Below are 22,975 nucleotides of genomic sequence, written 5' to 3' on the forward strand. Positions count from 1 at the left end.
ACAAATTTTAATTTGTTCACAGTGGTTGGGTCTTTTCATATAACATTTAAATGAAACTGATGCCCATGTTATTTCGTGGCCGATACTGAGGGAGTAGTCGGGTTATAATCGACTGCATTTTCCTTATCTTCGAAAGCTTGTCGCTGATTTTGAACACGCTGTTTAAAGGAATTAAAATTTTCCCTACATTGTTGCAAATTATCTTCTTTAGAAAGTTTTTTTTCGTTTAATATCCATTCAGTAAATTTTTGTAATTTTATACCTATGGTAAGAAGTATTCCCGGGGAACGTTCTTCTTTTTTGTGTATAATTTCCTCTACACCAAATGAGTGTTTAGTACCGTATTCTTTAAGAGTTTTTAAAATAGATAAATCTGTATGTTTTGCAGTTTCAACACTTAATTTAATTGATTCGAACAATTGAGCCTGGATCTTCTGGGGTAACTCTTCTCTAATTGTTTCTGCAAAGAGTTTTACTAAATGGGGTTGATTCGTCTCTACAGCAAGCAAGGCGTAATGGAGAAGCTGCTCTGGGGTGAGTTTTTGATCTGACTCCAAAACCTTTTTAAGTAATATAGATACACATTCTGTGTTACTTATTCCACAAGCCCCTTTCTTTCCAATAGCAGCTTCAATCATATCTGGTTCATTTTCATTTTTTTTAAGAATCATTTGTGCTAATTCATTCTTGCTCAAAATAGGATTATCACCCGCAGTATAAATTTCAATAATTTTTTTTAAAATATCGGGATTTCCACCGTTATTTAGGTTATTACCAGAAGCGGCCATGCGAATGTATTGAGCGGCTTTATCTTTGGTAAATAATGTTAAAAAAAGGTTTTTAGTATTCGTATGCTCCTGAAACAGGGTAAAAGCTTTATAACTATTAGAGCTAATACTCATATCAACCAGTTGTCTAAATGGCTCTGGTATTTGCACTATAGCGAGATTATCTGTGGCAAATTGTAATATTTTCATACTATCGTATTTAGCCGCACTCAATAATCCTGCAGCTAAGTCCTTAAAACCGGTGAAATCCTTTTTGCCATCCTTTTCTAGTATCTTAAATTTGTCTTTATTAAATAAATGTATAAATAAAGCAAAATTGTCAAAGCGTGCTGCGAAACTAGTTTGAGAATAAGTGTCTTTCTTGTCACGAGTGCTCACACTTATAGCATTCACATCGATATCCCCATAGATTTCCGACATACTTGGTAGAGAAGGGATACGAGGTTTATCTAAACTATTATTATGACGTATGATATTTACATCAAGGCTGTAATTGCCTTCTTCCCATGGATAAAGTTTTTTAACATGATCCATAAGTGAACTTACATCATCGAAATCTTGAAAGCCGTTTGGATTGTTGGGATCAGCAAAGCGGTATTTACCATCTTTTGTACGAGAAATGCTTGTGGCATGGTTAGGAACATTTAATTGCATCACTTCATCTTCTTGTAAGTTGAGCGATTCGATTGTTTTTTTCCATTTATCAAGTGATGCGATCATACTGATGCGCAGTATTTCTTTTCCTGGGGTCTGAATCATAGATATTGCATCTTTCTCAGTCTTATTGGAAAAAAGCCCTGGTTTATAAGCCATTACTACTTGAGCTACGAAATGGTTTAATTCCATGTCATACTCATTTTTAAGTGTTTCTATATTAGATATTTTATCTAACATTTCATAATATTCATTTTCACGTCCTTCGAGAACATATTTGCAACGAAGAGCGGCAAGACCAAGGCATACCCCTTCTTGATTCATACGAAATGGGAAATCATGGCTTTCAAGATATTTATTTAAATTCGTTATTAGATTGAGTTGTTCTCTTGATAGGCGAGGTTTTTGAGTAGCTTCTCTCATGCAACGATTTTCCTCATTTTGAATTAGCTAAATATTTGCTATAAATCTAAATTGTCAAAGATTTAGCCCGTTAGGTTTTTTTATAATGACATCGATAACTATTAATAAAATTATAGATTAGCTCAATAATTATGCATTATGATTCAAATAAACATTAAAATGCGGTCTGTGAAGTAATGAAGTGATTTTGAATAGATCTCTAGAATAAGGTTGAGGAGGCCATCACTTGTTAGATAATAAATCTAATTAATCCTAAAATTAAATTTAGAATACAAAATATCAGGTAGAATAAATTTCATATCTAACCGAGATGAACCTTAATTAAATAATATTCATTCTGTCAACGACAGGTAAATTGCAGTGGATAAAGAACCGCATGAATTTGATATTTTGGGACTAAATTTATGACTCGAAAAGGGATTATGCTTGGTTTGGTACATAAAGTACCAACGGATTTTCAAAAAGTATTATCTTTTGACATGAAGGCGCTAGCTGCATGGAAAGATATTACACCGCTTGCGCGCAATGAATGGATATGTTGGATTGAGTCTGCCAAAAAACAGGAGACAAGGGAGCGCCGGATTGAGAGGGCATGCAATGACCTTAAAGATGGTAAGCGCCGGCCTTGTTGTTGGCCTGGCTGTTCCCATCGTTAAAATTAAATCAAATTATTGATTTTTCCACTGGGTCTGATTACGTCAATCAAATTTTAACTTGTGCTGTGCGCGGTTATGATTGCCATTGAGTTGAGATCATTCTTCATTATGCAGTTTATTTTATAAGAAATATCGCAAAACTATAGAACACCTATCATAAACTGCGCGGTTTGCAATTTTAGAGCAGCAAGATGTAATTTCTCTGCTTCAAGGCAGCTGGTAAGCTATGAAAAATAATATTAGGAATCCATAGCTTATGTTATATTCAGCAAACCAAGATGTCTACCCTCTTTTAATGTGAGATAAGTCATAAAATTTACGAAATTAAAAAGCTTGCCTACTAACATGCAGTAGGCAATCAAATTTAAGACAAATTGCGTTTTGCAAATACTTTCATGGCAGCAGTCAAAAACTCGACCAAATCAGGATGATAGCGATTAAAGAAATCACGAAAGTCAGGATGGTCCAGATAAATTTGTCCAAGCCCTAAATAAGTATCCTTAGTTGGCGTCCAACAATTATTGACCCAATTATAATGCTGTTGAATAAGGTCCTGCACCTCTGATGATTCTATGTTAAGGCCTTGTTTTACTGCGTTAACAAGTGCAAGATTTAATTGCTCCCCAGAAGCTTTAAAGGCCTCCCAATCGGGCTTTTTCCAATGGGTAACTCTCGCCCAACTGTCATCAATTTGTTGTTGTGAAATAACGCCAGCTTCAACCAGATATTTTTCATGTTCTTGTTGTTTGATGGGGTCAAAGCCCTCAAACATTTCTTCGATATTCATTTTATATTGTCCTCTTAAATGTGAAATGGTTTTATCAATCGTCTGTATGAGTGTTTGTGTTCGCTCAATATGAGACTGCAATGAGGATTTTTGTTTCTGTAACGATTTTATTTTATCGAAATCACTGCAGCTCAAAATTTCCTTAATGTCATTAAGAGGAAACTCAAGTTCACGAAAAAATAGAATTTGCTGAAGTAAAAGTAGCTGTTCTTCCTGATAATAACGATATTGATTATCACCATAAAATGCAGGTTTTAATAAACCAATTTCATCATAAAAACGCAAAGTTCGGGTGCTTACACCAGAAAGCTTAGCTAATTGTTTAATTGCGTACTTCATATTGTATTCCTCTTAAGTCACAAGAGACACAATAAGGGTTAACGTTGCGGCAAGGTCAAGCATTATAATCTACTTTGCAAAATGATTTTTTAATTTTAATTCTTTATATTAGAACACATGTAGAGGAGGACTCATTTTCTCTCTTATCTTTATGATGCTCTCTTTTAGCCTCATCTAAGAAAGTTTTACCGCCTCTTTTAAAGTTCAATTTAGAGCCTGAAAATTGCGGAACGGATTGCGCTGAGGCAACTGAGGTTTCAAGCATTTCAATACCGAAATTTAAGTAATGAATGGCTCTAATCTCACTATTTACTAATCCTTGCACGTTATGTTGATAGTATGTAAGCGGGTCTTCTTCAATAGTAGAAACACTAAAAAATGAGCTTGAGCCGATTTTATTTGATTCTACATTATTGTTTTTGAGCAGCGCACTCATTGCTTTAGTAAAAAATGGGATGCAAGCGGCATTATCATTAAAGCTTCGGTAAAATGGACAGGCAAAGCCTTCTTCTCCGATTTGAAAGATTGTTTTTCCATCAACGTTCTTACAAAAATCTTTACTCGCATAAAGAGACAAGGTAATGGTAGAAATTTTTAAACTGTTTTCTTCAATTGTTTCAGCCGCGAGATGATGCCTGCCTTGCAAATAAGTATTTATGGTTTTAAATAAATCAGCGGGAATTTTGCCCTTATCTGATAGCGTATATGGTGTTTTGAATGTAGCCTCCTTCATGGCTTGATAAGCAGGCTCATCAATAAAAATTCTTAGTGAAATGGGTGTCAGCCCATCCTTTAAATGTCCCACATATTCAGAAACAAGATGTTTGGTATAAGCAAGTACTCCTGGAAGTTCAGTGACTTTATTCAGAGGCCTTGTTGCGCCCGTTGCTTTATATTTAACTTCAACTGCATAACGCAAGGGTTCATTGATCTGATTTTCGTTATTAAAAACTTGAGGATGAATAATGCCCCGCAAACCGCCACTCCCTACAAAATAATTAGTGTCAGGGTATTGTTTTTGTAATTCGTTAAAGTCCTTTACTTCCTGATATTGAATTTTAATTCCAATTGATGTTGCATATTCCCTAAGTTTCTTTTCCAAGTCACTAATTACCACCTTGGAAGGAATACTATCAAGTACCTCTCCAAAGCCTTTACTTCTATCCATTCCCACAAAAGAACTTTGTTCCACATACATTGCATGATTGCGTACAGGAATCTCATATTTTTCAAACATGAGAATTTCTTTTTCCGGGAATTGTAGTTTTAACTGTATTGCACCTAAAAGACCAATAGGACCTGCACCAATAAAAATTATATCAGCCATACTTATTAATACTATTTAGAAAACAGGAAATTATAATAGCAAGTACTAATTTATTTGTATCTGATTTTTTAGAGGTCAAAAAACAAATAAAGTATTTTTCGACTATACTACTTGAAACTTGCTGCCACTTACAATCAACGCCAATGTAGCTTCCTTGTTGCTGCTCAGAACTCGATTGCTTTCACATGCTACTCAATGCAATATTGAAATTTCTGCACTATTTCATACACTGAATAAGCAGAGTTAAATTAAAATACAGGACATCAGCAAAAGAATTGTTAGATATTAATAATAAGGAATGTTATCTCATGAAAAAAAATATTGTTTGCGGATTATTATTTAATTTAATCTGTATTCAAGTATATGCTGGACAACCCCCAGATGCTGTTTCTGAAAAAATATCTACGCGTGCTAAATCCTATGAGGGAGTACAACAAGGAGAGACAACTCAAAAGTCGCACACGATAACAAAAAAGCAATCAATTGAAATCAATTGTGATTATAGGATTTCTCCCGAAATTCAAAAAATTGATAATGCCTTAATTGTAAGCTGGGCAGAATATGCTGTACTCCATTCCTTTAATTTTGATTTGTCGTCCTTTGACACTCAATTGAAAAATTTAAGAACATGCTATACCAAAAATGGATGGATTAGCTTCATTAATGCATTAACAGATTCAGGAAATATTGATTCAATAAAAACCCAAAATCTTATGGTGAGCAGCATGTTGGATGGAAAAGTTCAACTTATTGATGCTCAGGAAACTCAATGGAAAATGAATGTGCCCATTAAAGTTTTTTATAAAAATGATAAAGAAGAAATAACCCATTTTCTTAATGTTTACTTGATTATCAGCTGGAGGAACGCATTTAAACTCGGAATAGTTCAAATAGTCGCAACACCACGTGCCGCTCCTTTATCTCAAAAAGCAGCCGCAATAAAAGAAGCTCTGGGAGCTGTTTCTTTGAGCGTGACTCAGCAAATAAATAGCGCAGAGAACCTGAAAAAAGTGGCTACTTCGTTTCTGACCTCTTTATTCATTGCGTCACGAAGATCGCTTTCAGAGACGGATAGAATCCTAAGTCATCCCGAATTGTGTCTCAAGTTAGAGTATGATATTACAAGACAGCTCCAACACCTTGTCGAAGAACAAAAAGCTCTGGACTATGAGAAAGCAATAAAAACTCTAATGGCAAAGTTAACTTCTTACTATAAAAATGAAATTGAAAAACCTTTAATGGCTAATTCGTTTGTATGGACTAAAAATCAGTTTCTTGCTATTAAATCAGATATTTTTGCTAATAAATTGCCCAAGTTACTCTCCTATTTTAAAGAAAAAGGAACAGTTAATTTTTATGCTGCATTACCAAAATTCGATAAAATAAAAGTAATTAACACGCTAAACACACTCAATCAGCAACAGGGTAGGGAAATAGTTCAACATGTTGAAATTTCGAAACCATCTCAAATTCCGAAAATTACGTTTAACAGACCTTCTGAAGAGAGAGCGGAGCCCATTAATTGTAATTACAAAATTCCTAGCGAGATGAAAACGATTAATGAAGACCTGGTAATAAAATGGGCAGAATATGCCGCAACACAATCTTTTGATTTCAATCCTGTATCAGTAGAGTCTCAGTTACAGAAATTGGAGTCTTGTTATACTGCAAAAGGCTGGACGAATTTTAAGAGTGCTTTAGATAAATCAGGTAACATTGAAGCAATGCGATCCCAAAATTTTATTATGAACAGTAGGGTAAATGGTCAAATAAAACTGCTTAGAACTGGAAATAATCAATGGAGCATCGAGTTACCCTTACAAGTTGTTTATCAGAACAAACAAGTCAACGTAACTCAATTTCTAAATGTTAATTTAACTATGGGACGTAAACCTACAGGCGAGTTTGGAATTATGCGAATTACTGCTCATCTCAAGGATCCGGTTAACGCCGATACAGTAACGCCCAGCCAGCCTCAAGTGACACCGTCTAACGAACGCGGGTTGCAAAATACACAACGATCTACAGTGGAACAACCAAAAAAAGCAGCCCTTATCGATTGTGATTATAAAACTTCCGCTGAAATTAAAAATATCAATCAAGCCATTATCTTGGCTTGGGCTGAGCACGCTGCAACTCAATCTTTTAATTTTGATTCTAAATCTATAGACACACAGTTGAAAAAATTGCAATCCTGCTATACGAAACAGGGATGGGATAAATTTATAAATGCCTTTGAAAAATCAGGCAACATTAAAGCGTTTAAGACCCAAAAACTCAGTGCAACAAGCCAAATAGACGGAGTACCTCAGCTCATTGAATCTAGAGATAACAAATGGATACTCACTCTTCCTTTAAAAATTAACTATCAATTTGAAAATAGTAATGTAATACAATTAATTAAAGTAGATCTAACCATAGGCAGGAAAAGCACTGGTGAGCTGGGGATTATACGACTAAATTCTACATTACGGGTCGCCTCTAACCACTCCTAGAGTAGGGAGAGAAGTCCCAGTAAGTGGTGGCTTGAGGATAGTTTTCGACTTATGAGCACATGCGAACACATGCCTTGGCCGCTCATTATTTTGCTTCTCTATTTAAGTCTCAAGCAGAAGCACCATTCGTATGCATTGTTACCTCAGGCATTTTAATTTCGTTTAATCGGTCTATAGTTGTCTGGATGGAAGATAAGAAAAAAAATTTATTATTTTGATTATTTTGAGTGCCTATTAAACATAGTAACATATTCGTTCTTTCATAAATGTATCGACCTATATCCCATCCAGCATCCTGCTGCAACGCCATTTCTACTGCATTGATTGTATGCATTACTTCATCGTGAAATACATGCAGAAACTGAGAGGAATTAAATTTATAGCTTCGATACATCTTTTGTAACGCCATAAGGCCATCTACAATTTTTTCACAGTATATTGCCTGCTTTTGCAAATTTAAGTTCCCTTGAGATAAATCAAGCCTCTGGACCCATTGATGATACCATTCACCTAAACAAAAAATTATGGATTGTTCTCCTGGAGGTCCTTTAAAATCTGTATTCTCTAATAATAAAATTCCACTGGTTAAAATATAATTTCTATTTAAAAACTCGTTTAATTTTTCTTCTACAATTTTTGTAGATGATGATAGTTCTTCAATTAATTGAGAGATTTTTCTCTCTGAAAGAGAGGGATCAGCATAAAACTCTTGAATTAGATTTAAGGTATTCACTTTTAATTCTTCAATTTCCGAGGATTGAAAATGAAAGCTTTCACAACGCCTGATGCATTGTCCAAACATATGTTCGGCAGTGAATGCTTTATGGAATGACTGAAGCATTCGAACTTTATCTGCAATAACTGAAGAATTCAGGGTCTTAATCATTTGGAGATCGAAAGATAATAATTCTTTAAGCTCTTTCGTTAAGAAATTTAATGCATCATCGTGAGGAACTAACTGACTTTGAGTCAGCATGATAGAACTTTCTAATAACTTTAAATAATCGAATAGAAGAGGACTTTGTTGTAGTAGTAAATCGATTTGAGGCGCAATATCATGTAATAGGCTATAGATCATATCTATATCATTCTCAGGAACAGGTTCCTTATAACATCTGTTTTGCATCACCGCGAATAAAAAACAAAGCAGCTGTTGCCTATCGTAAGGTAATGCTTTCCATCTTTCTTGTGATGTTTGAGCAATTTCCCCCTGTTCTAGCATTCTAGTATACTGCGCGAAATTTTGAGAGCCAATCACATAAGGATGGTAATTTTTTAGCTCAGCCCAAAGCTCTGCTTCGTCAGTGTACTGTTTTTTGGCAATTTCCAATGCGACCTGTTTTGATATAGTGACATATATGGCATAGGGTTGCCATTTTCCTCCCAATAAATATTCAAACTTGTAGCGATTTGATCCCGGGGGTACGGCAACAGACATACCTTGCGTATTAAAAATTTGCGGAAGAAATTGATGACGTATGGGAGTTTTCCAGGCAGTACCACTCTCTTTACAGGGATAAGTAATTTTACCCCTTTTTTCAAGGCCCGATGTTCCGCCAGTTAAATCAATTTGATTACAAAGAGCTGCCGGTATAAAAATGAAATGTACGCAGGCATAATTTAAATAGTTGTTAACCGCTTTCAAGCCCTCATTATGATCAAATTCAAATGTACTTAAGAAACCTGAATTTATATATTTTCTGTATGAGCCTGCTGTCGTTTGCAAGTTCATATGTTCGGCAGGACATACCAAATACTGATCAAAGGGTTGAAAATATATTGCAGAGGAGTTATCTGTTCGAATGAACACTCTGAATTTCATCATGTTCGCAATCAGTTCAACATCACTGAGAGGCATTTCAAATTTTGTTTCCATCGGGTTCTTAGTAAATGAAATGGAAAAATTTTAACTGATGACTCATGATTCGATCAAGTTGATCGATTAGTTTCTAAGTGGAAAGATGTTCAAAACCCAAAAATAAAAGATTTTAGTCTATTTTGTAAAAGCAAGAATATTTGAGTGTGTATTTGGGTTACCTGCGGAATAGCTGTGGGAATATGGAAAGTTGGGGCTCAAAATTAAATTTGTTTTAAAGGCCAATTCTGATCTATAAACTTATCAATTTCTGAAGTTCCAGGCGTAACCTCCTTCATATGAGTAAGGTGCTTTAAGAGTTGGTTAAAGTCTATTCTAGGCATTCGAATCTAAAAATTCTTCCAGAGCTGATTGCGGCCTGTTTCCCATAAGATTGTTTTTCATATTATTTTTAAATGTGACAGGAACACCTCTAATAGCAGTACCACAAACATTTTCAAATTTATCATTTACCATTTGATAGAAAATCCAATCTCTGTATTTTTCTTTATCAGAAACCTGTTTGTAAACTGGCAAAAAAGCCTTGCAGTGTGAGCACCATGATGCATGAACTAATAAGACCGTTTTAGGCATTGCTAAAGCAGCGCAATCTCTGCTAGTGAATGGTTTTAGAGTTGCAAAAGACAGAGTAGGAATTAGAGTTATTAGCGCTATAGCGAAATATTTTGTTACATTTTTCATTTATTGCTTACTCTGGATTTGATTTCGATGAGAGATGATAATGTATATGATAATTCAAATCAATGTATGCATTAGGATATACCCTTGACTATCCAAGGCATGTTTCCAGGCTTATTTGTATGAACAGAAGCGAGTGAATTAATTGGCTCACTGTGTGCAATTGACAATTTGAAACCAAGACCCTTCATTGAAACAGCTTTATCACTAAGACGTGCAATTGATTTCACCAAAGTGCTGCTATAATAATTATATTGAGCTCACGGAGGAGAGAAATATGCTTAGCGTTCACATTACACCTATTATTTCATTAATTGCTGGAGTTTTAATTCTGCTTTTACCACGATTATTGAATTACATTGTCGCTATCTATCTGATTATTGCGGGCATTATGGGTTTAGGATTTTTTCATTAATGAAACTCATACATCACTGTATAAGCCGCTAATTGGGTTTAATTTATACATACCGGTGTTGGTACGTGGAACGCTAATTTGAGTAACCCGTTGTTCAAATTATTGAGTCAAAATGACCCAACCCACCTTATTTAACCCCTTTTTGCATGCCTAATACGATTTTTTTTAAAAGAGCGCTTATCTGTTCTTGCTCCGCTACATCAAGGATTTGGGTAACGGCAGAGTTTAGAGAGGTCCACATTTTTTCAACGTCTGCTCTTAATTTTTTTCCCGTAGAAGTGAGGTTGACCTGCATTACTCTTTTATCTTTGCTGGATGGTGTTCGGGTGATGTGGCCCTGAGCTTCTAATCTTTGTACCATTTTAGTGACAGTAGAGGCATCCAAGCCAAGTCGGCAAATAAGTTCTATCTGGCTCTGGCCATCTCGATCCCATAATTGCATAAGCAAAAGTTCTTGCCCAGGATAGAGATTAAGAGGTCGTAAAAGTTCGCTTGCCATCCCCCTATGTGTTCTGGCAAGCAGGAAAATCAGATAGCTGAGCTCATTACCTTTGACTGCATTCGGAAAACGTAAAACGTCTTCCTCTTTGCAGGAAATTGTTTCTTTTTCAGTTTTCCCTTCTATATTAGCCAATTGAGACTCCCAAGATATGGATGCTTGACAAATACTTTGCCGACCAACTATATTTATAAATAGTTGGTCGGCAAAGTATAGTTTGGTACATCATCTTAAAATTTGCAATCAAGATATGAAAGGTACTCTATCATGAAAAATTTAATGCTCACAGAATCATTCACCAAAGGGAAACTGACATTTAAGAATCGAGTTTTTATGGCCCCCATGACTCGTTCACGTGCTACGCAGCAAATACCTACTGATTTGATAGCTGACTATTATGCGCAAAGAGCATCAGCAGGACTTATTTTTACAGAAGCAACTCAAGTGAGTCCACAGGGTGTTGGCTATATATTTACTCCAGGAATCCATAGTCAGGCACAGGTTGATGGCTGGAAAAAAGTCACGCATAAAGTTCATGTGCAAGGGGGGAAAGTTTATTTGCAACTTTGGCATGTAGGCAGGGTTTCTCACCCTGACTTTCATGGTGGTTTGCTGCCAGTCGCACCTTCTGCTATCGGCTTTTCAGGTCAATCTTATACTCTTTCGGGACCTAAGGATGTTGTTACGCCAAGAGCCTTAGAACTAGCGGAAATTAAAGAAATTATTGAGGATTTTAAAAAATCAGCAAAACTGGCCAGAGATGCGGGCTTTGATGGGGTAGAGATTCACGGCGCTAATGGGTATTTGCCAGCGCAATTTTTGGAAGATGGCTCTAATAAAAGGACGGATGAATATGGAGGAAACCTGGTCAATCGAGCACGTTTTTTAATTGAGTTAACCCAGGCAGTGATTGACGTATGGGGAGCAGAACGAGTCTCTGTCCGTATATCCCCTAACAACCCATTCAATGGCATGAATGATTCTAATCCGAAAGAGACTTACCTTTACCTTGTTGAGCAGTTGGAAAAGCTGCATTTGGGAATGTTACACCTCGTTGAACCCATGCAACTTCCTGATGGGGTACCATTAGCGTCGAAAATAAGAAAATTATTCTCTGGATTACTGGTACTTAATGCGGGCTATACCCTGCAAACAGCCGAAGCAGCAATTAATGAAGGCCGAGCCGATGCAATTTCCTTTGGCAGTAAGTTTATTGCCAATCCTGATTTACCAGAGCGTTTTACAAAAGGTTTTTCTCTAGCTACCCCAGATCCGGCAACTTTCTATGGAGGAGCCGAAAAAGGGTATACAGATTACTCTAAAATGGAATATTGAATTAAGGATATATATGGGGGAGCATAACTATATTATCTATGGATATTCTAATAGGCTCATACATAAATACATCATTAGGGCTTTATTAGTTTAAGGAGCGCGTGATATTGTTAAAGAATTTTCCTCGCTTAAGTTGATACCTATCTGATTTTCTGGATTTAGTAGTGCAGTATTTGTTAAATAAACTTGATCAGTACGTATGGTGGTATTATTTCCCAGAGCTGATTCTACGCTACCGTATCCTTGCTCATTACCTGGAAAAGCATTGGAGTCACTTGGGTTAATAGCACAAACATAGTATTCTTCTCTTTCTTTATCGGTAAAACTAAGAACATCTCGGGCAAAGTGTGACACCTCAATGTGATTAATTTTATTTTGCCCATTAAAAACCAAGTCATAGGTGTTTTCCTCTTCATCCCCAAAAATTGGGAATTCAATTACTTTTATATGAGGAAATGAATAAGTTTCTAAAACATGTTTATAGGCATGTAAATAAATAGGTAAAAGATAACCATGAATATCATAAGCACAATTGATTTTAGCAAAAAATCCCATGCCTACTCCTGTAGCCTTTAAGAAAGCAGGCTTTTTTTCCTTTTCAGCCATTTGGTCCACAGCAATTAGAGCCAAATGTATGTCTTCGACAAGTGAATTAAAAAAAGCTTTTCTATTAAAAATAATTGCATTTTTATTAAAAAAAGTACGATAAAAATGGCCCGAAGTATTTCTGGCAATGTAGAGCAATCCATCTCTTGGTCGAAATAAGTCACCATTACTATCATATTTTGCTAGAACAGCCGCTGCTGATCTAAAATCAGTAGGAGTATCTTCATACAGATGCTTTAAGTGGGGGTGTTCAATAATATCCTGATAAGGATCCATGATAAAAGCTCTATAATGTAAATAAGAATTTTCAAATTGTGCACCTACTTGAGAAAGTAATCCAATTTGAAATGGTTTTTTTAAATTTTGTCGAGGAATTGTATGAGGATATCCACCGACTGCCATTACTGAGCTGTTAGAGGTTATAATTTTTTTTGATGCAATTAAGCGTTCTTGGGGTGATAGTCCTTTCGGATCACCAGGTTGTAGCTTAGCAAAATAATCTTTCTCCTTAAAAGGTTCTCCATTTTGAAAATAACCTGCCTTATCTCCATCAACACTAATTGCTGCAGTTCTTGTTAAAAGACGGGATAATGAATAAGACGTATCGGGATCCGTGCCTAAAGAATCTGGAAAGTATTTTTGATTGAAAAAAACTTTAACACTCTTCTTGTTTTTTTGACTTGTTTCTGCCGGTATTTTGCTTAACCAGGTTTTTTCAAGAGATTGAAGGTAGTTATTATGAAAAAGATAGGGAGATGTATTTTTAATCAGGGGTTGAAACAAAGATAAACGACGCCTCATTATGAAAGTACTCCTTTCAGGAAATTCAATATTTAATTATTGACTGACCTATAATTAATCACAGTGTAATCTATTTTTTTATAACCCACAACTGTGTCATGATTATATTTTTAGGAACATTGCTTATTTCTAAATCAAATTTTACAAACTTATTGAAGACGCTTTATTGAGAAATTACATCAAAAGAAACGTTAGTTTAGAGACACTTAAAACAAATTTTTGCATTTTATTCAACAACTCATTCGAGCAGGTCAATTAAATCATAGTTTGCAGCACACGTTTTGTTCATAACTAATTTATTAGAGAAAAATAAGCGAACTTACCTTATTAAAAAAGTTGCTCAATAGGCATGCTTATATCAAATGTTGTTTAATTAGACACATAGTTTATTTTTGCTACAATTTAAGATAGACCTATCTTGGCGAAAATAAGGGTGGTGCACTATGCGTAAAAAAATGACACAAACACTATTTTCCTCTTCTTTAGTGCCTTCTAGAAGTATTTGGACTCGAGCTTCCGCTTATCCAGTAAAATATGAGGCAACTTGGCGATTGGAGACTTTATGCTTTCCAACGAGTACTTATAATGGCTCAAAGTTGAGTGATTTTAATTTTTTTAATATCTTTACTATGCCTCGGTCACATAATCTTCTATTTAGAGGTATGTCTAAAAAGGAGTCTGATTGTGTATTCAATAAGAAAATGGATGGTTTTGTGGGAAGGAAACCCAGTGTATTCAGAAGTAAAGACAAAGAAAAGATGATGATTGCTCACCAAAGCGGCGATATTATGGGAATCTCTACCTCAATGAGCTTAGATGCAGCAAAAAGTTGGAGTAGGGGTAAAGAGCATGAAATAATGGTATTTGATTTGAATAACATTCCTAAGAGGGAAACGCACCATCAAAAATATGAAGCAGGTGAGTTGGGTGTGAATCCTATTGACGGAGAATATATTGATTTTAGCGGTGAAGCTGAGTGTACTTTAAGTGGCGCCCATATATCCGCTTGTGTTGCAAGGGTTGAGAAAGTTGGTTTACTTTTCTGGAAGATTGAGTTCAATCCTTTATATGTTGATGTAAAAAAGTTACCTCCAGATTTAAGGAGGGAGTTTAAAGATGTAGTGCGTTCTTTTTATGATCTTATTCAAACTAAAAAACCTGATTCTGAGAAAGTTAAAGAATATGAGAAAAAAGAGCTAAATTTTTATCTAAAAGTCGCAGATACACTTGGTTATAGTGAGGAGCATAAAGCGGCAATAGTTTCTCACTTTAAGGGAAAGGGCTTAGAAATTGAGTATAAGGAAGGGCCAGACTTGAAGTAAAAGAATCTTCCGCTATTGAATCACCCCTTGAGTTCATAATTTTCAATTGAAAGAGTGTTAGAAAGAGGGGCTAAAGAAGGAGGAAGCTTAATTCCTATTGCTGGGGAGAACTATGATAAATGATCTCCAGTAAAAAAAGGTTTTGCCTTCGATACGCTCAAATTAAGTCAAGTAATCAGCAGTATAGCTGAGCAACGCTACTTTGGACTTTTTTATCTGTTTTAGTTGGTTTTTTTCTTGATGAAATGTTTGACTAAGGGAGCTCATATCTACTTGATGCAGAAAGTGGAAAAGTATGTTCTCGCTCAACATTTCTTTGAGACTCCTTGCAATATAATCTATTATGCCAATTAGTTAGTCTTTAAAATATTTGGATAGTGAATGATACAGCCTTCTTCTGAAACAGTAATGCCGAAGCGTTTTATAGCAATCGGTGCTTTATCAGCAATGGTTGCCACAATTTTAGGTGCTTTTGCTGCTCATCATTTGAATACACAAGTTAGTGCGTCTCAAATGCATATTTTTCAAACGGGTGTTTTTTATCAATTTATCCATAGTTTGGCTTTATTATTCGTTGGAATGATTCTTTGTCAGTTTGATGCACGAATCATACGAGTTGCAGGATGGTTATTTTTTACTGGCATTTTTCTTTTTTCAGGAAGCCTATATTTATTGAGCATGCTCAACGTAAAGGCAATTGGAGTCGTTACCCCCATTGGCGGCTTATGTCTTATTATTGGTTGGCTATTATTAGCTATTGGAATATACAAGGCTAGTTCGTAATAGAATTTTAAATACAACACTTTTTCATGATTCTTTATTCCTACGTCCCACGGCTTGTCCACGGATCTAGACAGTTTGCAATAAAAACTGGATCCCGCAGACAAGCCCTGAGCGATCCCCGCGAAATTTACCCCTACGTACTGCGCTTTATGCACGTCTACTCATTCCTTCTTTCTTTGCTCCTATCTGGGGAGTCCTCAGGCATAAAGCGCGGTACGTAGAACGTTGAGTATCGTTCATTTAAAAACATAAAGTGACATCCAAATTCGCGTGGTTCTCTCAGGGACAAGCCGCGGGACGTAGTAAGCAAGTGCACTATTTGAATAAAGGGATTAAGTTATAAAGTTTTATCTATTCTCTTTAATATGATTCTATTTTTTATATGCAGATACGCCCCCCATGGGGATGCTTGAACCAGCCCGCTTGTTTAAGCAATGCAACGTCAAATTATTCCCGGCAAAATAAAGTTAAAACTTGCCTGTTTTTCAGATAATATTGTTTTGGAAAATGTTCACAATTTAAAGGTCTAAATAGATATGGAAGTTAAACTGCAAAAGCTTGTTACTTTATGTATTTTTTTTATGTTTTCTTGTTCTGGAAATGCCAATCAAATCAGTTTCTTTGTTTCAGGAGGTCCCAATTTTTCGACCCTTAAAAACGAGCGCCTGGTTGATATTAATGAGAGCATTACCAATGCCTACCAAACCAATACCAAAACAAACTGGCAAGGTTTTTGGGGTATAGGGGCAAATCATACTTTTGAAAAGCCATGGTTTTCATTTTATCAATTATCTTTGGGCGTGTCGGGATATTTTTTCGAGCTGGGGCAAGTAAAAGGAACGGAATTTCCGTTTATCAATGAGGGTCTTTTTGATACCTTGAATTATAATTTTCATGCAAAAAGCGCATCGCTGATGGTTGAGTCCAAAGTAATTTATTCAAAATATGCTTTGAAACCTTATGCTTTGGTCGGTATTGGTCCAGGCTGGAATCGTTTTTATGCATATCATGAAGAGCCGACCGATCCTTTATTAAGCGCTGCTCCTGCTGTAGCCCGTTTTAACAATCATACACAACAGACTTTTTCCTATGAATTAGGTACGGGTCTTGAATACCTGCTGTGGGATGATAAGCAACATCATGTGCAATATCATGCGTCTGTTGGTTATCAATATTTTAATTTGGACAAAGGAACTTTAGGTAACTTGCCAGCACAAACTTCCAAGGATCGCTTGAACATTAAAAATCTTTATACACAAGGGATCCTGTTTACTCTGGCAATTTCTATTGGTTAACAAGGATGAATGCAGATGAAAAAACATATATTGTTCAAAACGCACTGTTTCTGGTGGATGTTGGCCCTGACTTCGGCACAAGCTGCTTCTGTAGTAGAAATTACACCAAGCAGCTCAAGTCCCATCGTTATTTCCCAGGTTGGCTCTACTTATATTACTTATACGGCTAAAAATACTACGTCAAAAACATTGAGTGGTCTTACAGTTGACCCTAACTATAGAGCAACAGCAAATACTCTGAACGTCTCTTTAAGCAGCAATACCTGTACCGTTTTGGCTGCAGGAGCTACCTGTTCCTTTATAGTCTCTTTACAAGGAATTAACCAAAATGCTGAGATCACATTAATGCCGCGAGTCTGTGCCTATAACGGAGCGGTGTGCTCTGTACCCGTATTAAATAATCGTATTAAGGTGACTGCAACAAAAAAACTTCCAAGCAGCCAATTTCCCCTTCCTTACGCCGGTACCTATTACCCAATTTATAATTTTGGGGCAGGACAATGGTTACCGCCAAATCAAGTTCCTATTCCTCCTTTTAATCGGGTTAGCGCCATTTTTGTGGCATTTGCTCACACTTATGCATGGCAAAACGGTGCAATTTTTACCTACGAAGAAGGCCAGCCTAATGAGCCTGCGCGTTTGGCTTTATTGGTACAATCAGCACGTATTGGTAATCCGAATATAAAGATTTTAATTTCATTGGGATGGGGGAAAAAGGATTGGACCTATATTAATAATGACTATGTGAATCATGCCAATATTTTCGTACCCAGCGTGATTCAGTTTATTCGCAGCAATCATCTGGATGGCCTTGATATTGATGATGAAAGCATAGGTGATTCCAGCGGTTCCATTCCTCAGGCCAATTTCGATGGGGTGATTGCTAATTTAAGAAATGCATTAAATTATGCATCACTGCAAGATGGCAAACCCTATTATCTCACTATCACTCCTGCTGGAAATAATGATGAGCCCGGTGGAATTGCAGCAACACAGGTCGATATATTAAATGCCAGGAGCTTTGATTTAATTAACATTCAAACTTATTTTGCTGACGGCAGTTGGGGTAAAGATTTCTTTAATGCACTTGTTGCTATAGGCTATCCTAAAAAGCAAATTGCTAATGGAATTGATGTCCAGGAAACAAATTGTGATCCTGATTATCCTCCATACATTGGTTTAGCTGGAATATTTAACTGGAATATGACTAAGGACAGCACGTGCAGTAATTACGCCAATACCGTCACTATCGCGAATTTGGTGGGGTATTATGGAACCTTGCTTGTTTAAGACAAGCAAGGTAGCGTCAAGTTATCTTGGTAAAATAAGACTAAAACTCGCTCCTTTTAAGGTTTTCGCATCATTTATTGCAAGTATCCCGCCATGTAAACTCACTATGGATTTCGTGATGGATAAACCAAGTCCGATGTGTTTTCCTGTTGTGTCACTTGCATTTAATGTAGTAAAGGGTTCCACTATTTTTTCTCTATCACATTCAGGTACACCTGGACCATCGTCATCTATGCGAATAACTACTGATTTATTTCGATATTCCAAACTGATTAGTATCTCCTTATGTGCGTGTTTTAGCGCATTACTAATGAGATTAGTTACGGCGTGATATAAGAGTTTTGGATCAAAAAATAGCAACTCATTGTCACTTTGTTGGTAATTAAACAGTACGTTTACTTCATAGGATTGATACGTTTTTAATAAATTCTCAAGCCATTGGCGTAGATTAAGCAATTCCTTATTTACTCTAAGTTCGTGTGCCGTACTCTGGGAGTAGAGTAAAAAAGTGTGAATCAACTGATTCAATTCTTGTATGTCTTCTTCGATGCTTTCAATATGTTCTTGCTCTTCAGCAGTCTGAGCCTTAAGTTTTTTTAACGAATCAAGGGCCAATTGTATGGTGTATAAGGGAGTGCGCACTTCATGGGCGACAAATCGTGCCATATTTTGTTGTGATTGCATCAGTACATTTATTTTGTTACCCATAGCAACCACATTTTCATAGATACCTCTTAACGTTGAAATGCGATTTAGATGCACATCATAGTTAAAATGACCTTGGCTGTACTCTTGCGTTAATCTGTATATTTTTGCGCTGTTCCTGCTAAATAGCCATGTGAGAACTGCCACGGCAAAAACAGTCAAAAGGGTTATTGTTATCACAAAATATATTTGAATCTCAGATAATCGAAGTGAAAAATAGGGATAGTTTAACGGCCCCACAGTTATTATTTTGTCACTACCAGGAATTTTAAAATAAACAGTCGTTATCGGTTTTTCATCTGTAGGGATATCATAAACTACATCATTATCTATTAAATTATTTCTTGCGATAGGAGAAATATTGTTATTGTTGATTGAAGTGAGTGTTAAGGGAATTTGATACTGAAGCTGGAGTTTATCTAATGCATCTTCCCATTTACTCATCGGGAGAGTCTTTAATGTGTTTAAAATAAGTGTTCGCATCAAATAGGTCGCACCTTTAACCACGTCATTGATCGATGCCCCCATCTGCACTTTTAAAACAAAAGAGCTCTTGTCAATTCGCTTGTAGGCATAGACATCATGAATACTATACGTCAAAAACATACGATTCTTTGCATCTTTATAAACAATATTACCCGCAATTAATTGTTCTTTTTCTTTATCTGTAAAGGGTAGGGAATTCATATCAATCACTTGTGCCGCCTTAGTGTTCCGCGGCAATAATTTTTTTAGTTCCTTACTGGATTTCGAAATAGATGTGTTTGATTTGAGTACTATGTGCTCGAGTATCGAAAAATTACCTATCCCTAAAATGTCCTGAGTTTTTTGAGACATTGTTCGTATGGAATGAGTAAAGAAAAGATAAAAAACCAAAAGAATAAGAAATAGAATTAATAGTGAAGCGGAAATTGTTTTTAGATATAATTTTATCATTTATTTTTTCCATGAATCCGATAAAAATAAATATCCTTTTCCGTAAATCGTTTTAATTCGATAAGGATTGTCTAGATCATCGCCTAATATCCTTCTTAATCGGGATATCTTAAGGTCAATACTTCGGTCTACACCATCGTATTCTCTACCCCGTAATGCGTAATCAATATTATCTCTGCTTAAAACAGTATCAGCATTCTTTGCTAATAGAGCAAGTAGCTCATACTCACTTGGACTTAAATCAATAGGTTTTCCACAATAGCTGACGCTTTTTTTTATTAAGTTAATCGCCAAATTATCAAATTGAATTTCTTTAGGTTCGGCAATTAAGTTGGGTCTTCTTAAAAGCGCAGTAATTCGCGCTTTTAAGATCTCTTCTTTAACCGGTTTAGTCACATAGTCATCCGCACCCAGTTTAAGGCTAGTTACCTCGTTTTGTTCTGTATTCAAAGCCGTTAACATCAATATCTTCCCGCGATATACATCACGTACCGTTTCACAAACTTGTTCGCCATTCATCCCAGGCAACATGATGTCAAGAATCACTAAATCAGGCTGTTCTCTAATGATACGATAGACAGCACTATCGCCCCGAGATTCGGTCGCTATATGATATCCTTCATCTGTAAGCATTTTTTTTAAGTACTTGACTAATTTGAGGTTATCTTCAACTAACAGTATGTTTATGTTCATCATTTATATTCTATGCAGTTTCATATTAGTGTAGTCATGCTCTCCTAGAATTCCCACTCATTTTTTTCTAAATATATTCAATCTATACAAAGTTTATACAACTGACGCTTAGTGTTTCGATACAATGGATTTATTGAAGAATTGAAATGTAACATTGTAGGAGAGACGACATGCAAACAAAAGTAATCCAATTAATGGCTTCGCTAAAAGATTTAAGTTCATTGCTCTTTAAGTCCAACAGCACAGAGGCTGAGGTAGAAAGGATTAGGAAGAAAGCCAAGATAGAACAAGTATGTGTGGCGACAGTGATGGGCCATGGCATGCCCGAAACTCAGGGCTATGGGGACGTGAATAACGATACGGTTTTTGGCGCTGCGTCACTGAGTAAGCCCGTATTTACTTATCTTGTTTTAAAGCTTGTGGCAGCTGGCAAGCTCTCTTTAGATATGAAGAGGCTTAATGATATTTTGCCTTTTAAGGACTTTTGCCAACAGCATGGTTTTAAATGGAAAGATGATGAAGAAATTACTGAAGAAGATACAGCACGCATTAATGCATTGACGCCAGCGATGATTCTTGCCCATAAAACAGGATTTGATTTGAATCGAAAAGATGAAGTGAATCATCAATTTGAACCCGGCCAAGAATATTATCGGTATTCAGGATTTCCCTTATTTTATTTGCAAAAAGTGATTGAAAAACTTCACGAGCCTAAGCTTGCTTTAATGTCGGAAAATGATTTTTTTGCAGAAAATATACTGTATGTTTCAATCTATCCTCCCAATTTACGGTATACCATTTTTGATATTACTGGGGTGGGAAAATCTGGCACTATAGATTTAAACGCACTCCATTGTAATTTACAAGAGCTTACTGATGTTCAGGAGCTTAATCCCTACTTGCCCAAAATTCTTGAGGAAGTAGCAAAACGTGGCCATACCGCGAATCTTGATATGCTTGCTAAAAAATATGTGTTTGATCCGTTACATATGAACCACAGCAGTTTTGGGAAAAAGCCGTGCGCAGCAAATACATTAACTACTACTGCGAAAGACTATGCACTGTTTGTGCAAGCCTGGATGAACGATGAAACATTACAGTATGCTTTTAATCCTCAAATTCGGATGACCCAGGACCCTTGGGCAAAAGAGACTGTGTCTGATCCCAGAGATTTAAAATATGTCGCTGAATGTTTGGGTTTTCAACTTGAAGTAGATGAAAATGGCAAGCCACTCACCGCGTTTAAGACCGGAGATATGGGGCCATGGAGAGGGTGGGTTGCAATCGATTTAACCGGTGATTTAAAAGAAAGGAAAGCAACCGTTTATTTTGCAAAAGGCCCAGATGAGGGAAATGGACACATTCTTGCAGAGACGCTCATCAAACCTTATTTTCAATTAGAGCATGCGATGAGGTGGTTTAAAGAGAAATATGGTTTTGCTACTGGCTGGGAAGAAAACTGGGAAGCTTTGCAAAAAGTACGATGTATGCGCGGAATGAGCTATCAAGAGCAATCCCCGAAATTGCCTGCACCTAAGGAAGAAGTTACTGCTCCTATTGACAGTCCACAAAAAATGGCTCGACTAATGCCTAAACAGGAGCCAGCACGGCAAACGATTCCATCTCAAGAACAAGAAACACACTCGAATAAACCGATTCAAGAAGTTGAGCAAATAATAGATGAAGATAAAATGCAAGAGGAGCGACAATTTAATCCTGCACCATTTTCTCCTTCTTACTACTAAGTCATTAAGTCTGTAGAGGGGAAAATCAATATTTTTATATTCTTAATTTCGGGGGATTTTAGGATGAGACTAACTGCTAAAGAAATAAGCAGCATAAACTGTGTTTTTTTGAGCTACAGGAGATGATTCAATCTTTTTACTGGTAAGTTTTATCATGTAAATTCAGCTTGGTTATTATCCTATACTTATTAGGGTTGAGCAATAAACTCACACTTGAATTGCTACGTTTATAACTACAGGGAGATTATAATGGCTAGAAATGATGCAAGTAGTAGTGTTGCAATTGTTGCCATCGTAGTAATTGTTATTCTTGTCGCTATTGCAGCATATTATTTCTTTAGGGAGAGTCTTGGGACTACAACATCCACGACACCTGTGGTAATTAAAGAGACTCCGAGCACAACGATAGAGGCGCCTAAAACGACCATAGAGATGCCAAAAGCAACGCCAAATAGTACTGATACAAAAAAATAATATTAAAATATCATCAGTCCTGGCTGCTTGCAGCTGAATCGTCTACACATCGC

19 protein-coding genes are annotated in these 22,975 nt (G+C 36.3%); 10 read left to right on the top strand and 9 right to left on the bottom strand.

The genetic code is table 11. The annotated features are described in order from the left end of the window. Nucleotides 1-68: 68 nt before the first annotated feature. Entirely contained in the window at nucleotides 69-1,766 is a 1,698-nt protein-coding gene (locus DY223_RS03745; protein WP_160116272.1) for a hypothetical protein, read from the bottom strand. Between the two features lie 521 nt (nucleotides 1,767-2,287). Between DY223_RS03745 and DY223_RS03750 the strand changes: the two genes are divergently transcribed. Continuing rightward, complete coding sequence (locus tag DY223_RS03750; protein ID WP_259293088.1) at nucleotides 2,288-2,521, top strand: YdeI/OmpD-associated family protein; 234 nt, start codon at nucleotides 2,288-2,290, stop codon at nucleotides 2,519-2,521. A 364-nt stretch (nucleotides 2,522-2,885) separates the two neighbouring features. Here the strand turns inward: DY223_RS03750 and DY223_RS03755 are convergent, their stop codons facing one another. Together DY223_RS03755 and DY223_RS19395 are read right to left on the bottom strand one after the other, a co-directional pair. Beyond that, a complete protein-coding gene (locus DY223_RS03755; RefSeq protein WP_058460678.1) occupies nucleotides 2,886-3,647 on the bottom strand; it encodes a MerR family transcriptional regulator in 762 nt (253 codons plus the stop codon). A gap of 103 nt (nucleotides 3,648-3,750) precedes the next feature. Further along, nucleotides 3,751-4,974, bottom strand: coding sequence for a hypothetical protein (locus tag DY223_RS19395; RefSeq protein ID WP_235810581.1), 1,224 nt, complete (start codon nucleotides 4,972-4,974; stop codon nucleotides 3,751-3,753). A gap of 308 nt (nucleotides 4,975-5,282) precedes the next feature. Between DY223_RS19395 and DY223_RS03770 the strand changes: the two genes are divergently transcribed. Further along, nucleotides 5,283-7,469, top strand: a complete 2,187-nt coding sequence (locus tag DY223_RS03770; protein WP_058460679.1) for a DotI/IcmL family type IV secretion protein — start codon at nucleotides 5,283-5,285, stop codon at nucleotides 7,467-7,469. A 109-nt stretch (nucleotides 7,470-7,578) separates the two neighbouring features. Here the strand turns inward: DY223_RS03770 and DY223_RS03775 are convergent, their stop codons facing one another. Next, complete coding sequence (locus DY223_RS03775) at nucleotides 7,579-9,345, bottom strand: hypothetical protein (RefSeq protein ID WP_058460680.1); 1,767 nt, start codon at nucleotides 9,343-9,345, stop codon at nucleotides 7,579-7,581. 315 nt (nucleotides 9,346-9,660) lie between these two features. After that, the gene (locus DY223_RS03780; protein ID WP_058460681.1) at nucleotides 9,661-10,026 is read right to left on the bottom strand and encodes a thioredoxin family protein; all 366 of its coding nucleotides are present in this window, start codon (nucleotides 10,024-10,026) and stop codon (nucleotides 9,661-9,663) included. Between the two features lie 274 nt (nucleotides 10,027-10,300). Between DY223_RS03780 and DY223_RS03785 the strand changes: the two genes are divergently transcribed. Continuing rightward, nucleotides 10,301-10,438: a DUF3096 domain-containing protein gene (locus DY223_RS03785; RefSeq protein WP_082642490.1), complete on the top strand. Its 138-nt coding sequence runs from the start codon at nucleotides 10,301-10,303 to the stop codon at nucleotides 10,436-10,438. Between the two features lie 127 nt (nucleotides 10,439-10,565). Here DY223_RS03785 and DY223_RS03790 read toward each other — a convergent pair whose 3' ends face one another. Continuing rightward, nucleotides 10,566-11,072 (bottom strand): MarR family winged helix-turn-helix transcriptional regulator, encoded by a 507-nt coding sequence (locus tag DY223_RS03790; RefSeq protein WP_058460682.1) that lies wholly within the window; start codon nucleotides 11,070-11,072, stop codon nucleotides 10,566-10,568. 132 nt (nucleotides 11,073-11,204) lie between these two features. Here DY223_RS03790 and DY223_RS03795 point away from each other — a divergent pair, with 132 nt between their 5' ends. Then, nucleotides 11,205-12,272, top strand: a complete 1,068-nt coding sequence (locus tag DY223_RS03795) for an alkene reductase (RefSeq protein ID WP_058460683.1) — start codon at nucleotides 11,205-11,207, stop codon at nucleotides 12,270-12,272. A 90-nt stretch (nucleotides 12,273-12,362) separates the two neighbouring features. Here DY223_RS03795 and DY223_RS03800 read toward each other — a convergent pair whose 3' ends face one another. Further along, nucleotides 12,363-13,679, bottom strand: a complete 1,317-nt coding sequence (locus tag DY223_RS03800; protein ID WP_058460684.1) for a DUF4804 domain-containing protein — start codon at nucleotides 13,677-13,679, stop codon at nucleotides 12,363-12,365. Nucleotides 13,680-14,122: 443 nt separating this feature from the next. On the opposite strand from DY223_RS03800, the gene DY223_RS03805 reads away from it, so the two are divergent. The 4 genes from DY223_RS03805 to DY223_RS03820 all read left to right on the top strand — a co-directional run bounded on the left by DY223_RS03805 (nucleotide 14,123) and on the right by DY223_RS03820 (nucleotide 18,369). Further along, a complete protein-coding gene (locus DY223_RS03805) occupies nucleotides 14,123-15,001 on the top strand; it encodes a hypothetical protein (protein ID WP_058460685.1) in 879 nt (292 codons plus the stop codon). 381 nt (nucleotides 15,002-15,382) lie between these two features. Then, complete coding sequence (locus DY223_RS03810; RefSeq protein ID WP_058460686.1) at nucleotides 15,383-15,784, top strand: DUF423 domain-containing protein; 402 nt, start codon at nucleotides 15,383-15,385, stop codon at nucleotides 15,782-15,784. A gap of 536 nt (nucleotides 15,785-16,320) precedes the next feature. Next, the gene (locus DY223_RS03815; protein ID WP_058460687.1) at nucleotides 16,321-17,079 is read left to right on the top strand and encodes an outer membrane beta-barrel protein; all 759 of its coding nucleotides are present in this window, start codon (nucleotides 16,321-16,323) and stop codon (nucleotides 17,077-17,079) included. A gap of 15 nt (nucleotides 17,080-17,094) precedes the next feature. Continuing rightward, nucleotides 17,095-18,369: a glycoside hydrolase family 18 protein gene (locus tag DY223_RS03820; protein ID WP_058460688.1), complete on the top strand. Its 1,275-nt coding sequence runs from the start codon at nucleotides 17,095-17,097 to the stop codon at nucleotides 18,367-18,369. A gap of 21 nt (nucleotides 18,370-18,390) precedes the next feature. Here DY223_RS03820 and DY223_RS03825 read toward each other — a convergent pair whose 3' ends face one another. Together DY223_RS03825 and DY223_RS03830 are read right to left on the bottom strand one after the other, a co-directional pair. Then, nucleotides 18,391-20,010, bottom strand: a complete 1,620-nt coding sequence (locus tag DY223_RS03825) for an ATP-binding protein (RefSeq protein WP_058460689.1) — start codon at nucleotides 20,008-20,010, stop codon at nucleotides 18,391-18,393. Further along, nucleotides 20,011-20,706 carry a response regulator gene (locus DY223_RS03830; protein ID WP_058460690.1) on the bottom strand — a complete coding sequence of 232 codons (696 nt, stop codon included), beginning with the start codon at nucleotides 20,704-20,706 and terminating at the stop codon, nucleotides 20,011-20,013. A gap of 167 nt (nucleotides 20,707-20,873) precedes the next feature. Here DY223_RS03830 and DY223_RS03835 point away from each other — a divergent pair, with 167 nt between their 5' ends. Next, complete coding sequence (locus tag DY223_RS03835) at nucleotides 20,874-22,448, top strand: serine hydrolase (RefSeq protein ID WP_058460691.1); 1,575 nt, start codon at nucleotides 20,874-20,876, stop codon at nucleotides 22,446-22,448. A 249-nt stretch (nucleotides 22,449-22,697) separates the two neighbouring features. Further along, nucleotides 22,698-22,922, top strand: coding sequence for a hypothetical protein (locus DY223_RS03840; RefSeq protein ID WP_058460692.1), 225 nt, complete (start codon nucleotides 22,698-22,700; stop codon nucleotides 22,920-22,922). Nucleotides 22,923-22,975: the final 53 nt, after the last annotated feature.

It is taken from the genome of Legionella bozemanae (genome assembly GCF_900450575.1).
Classification (GTDB): domain Bacteria; phylum Pseudomonadota; class Gammaproteobacteria; order Legionellales; family Legionellaceae; genus Legionella; species Legionella bozemanae.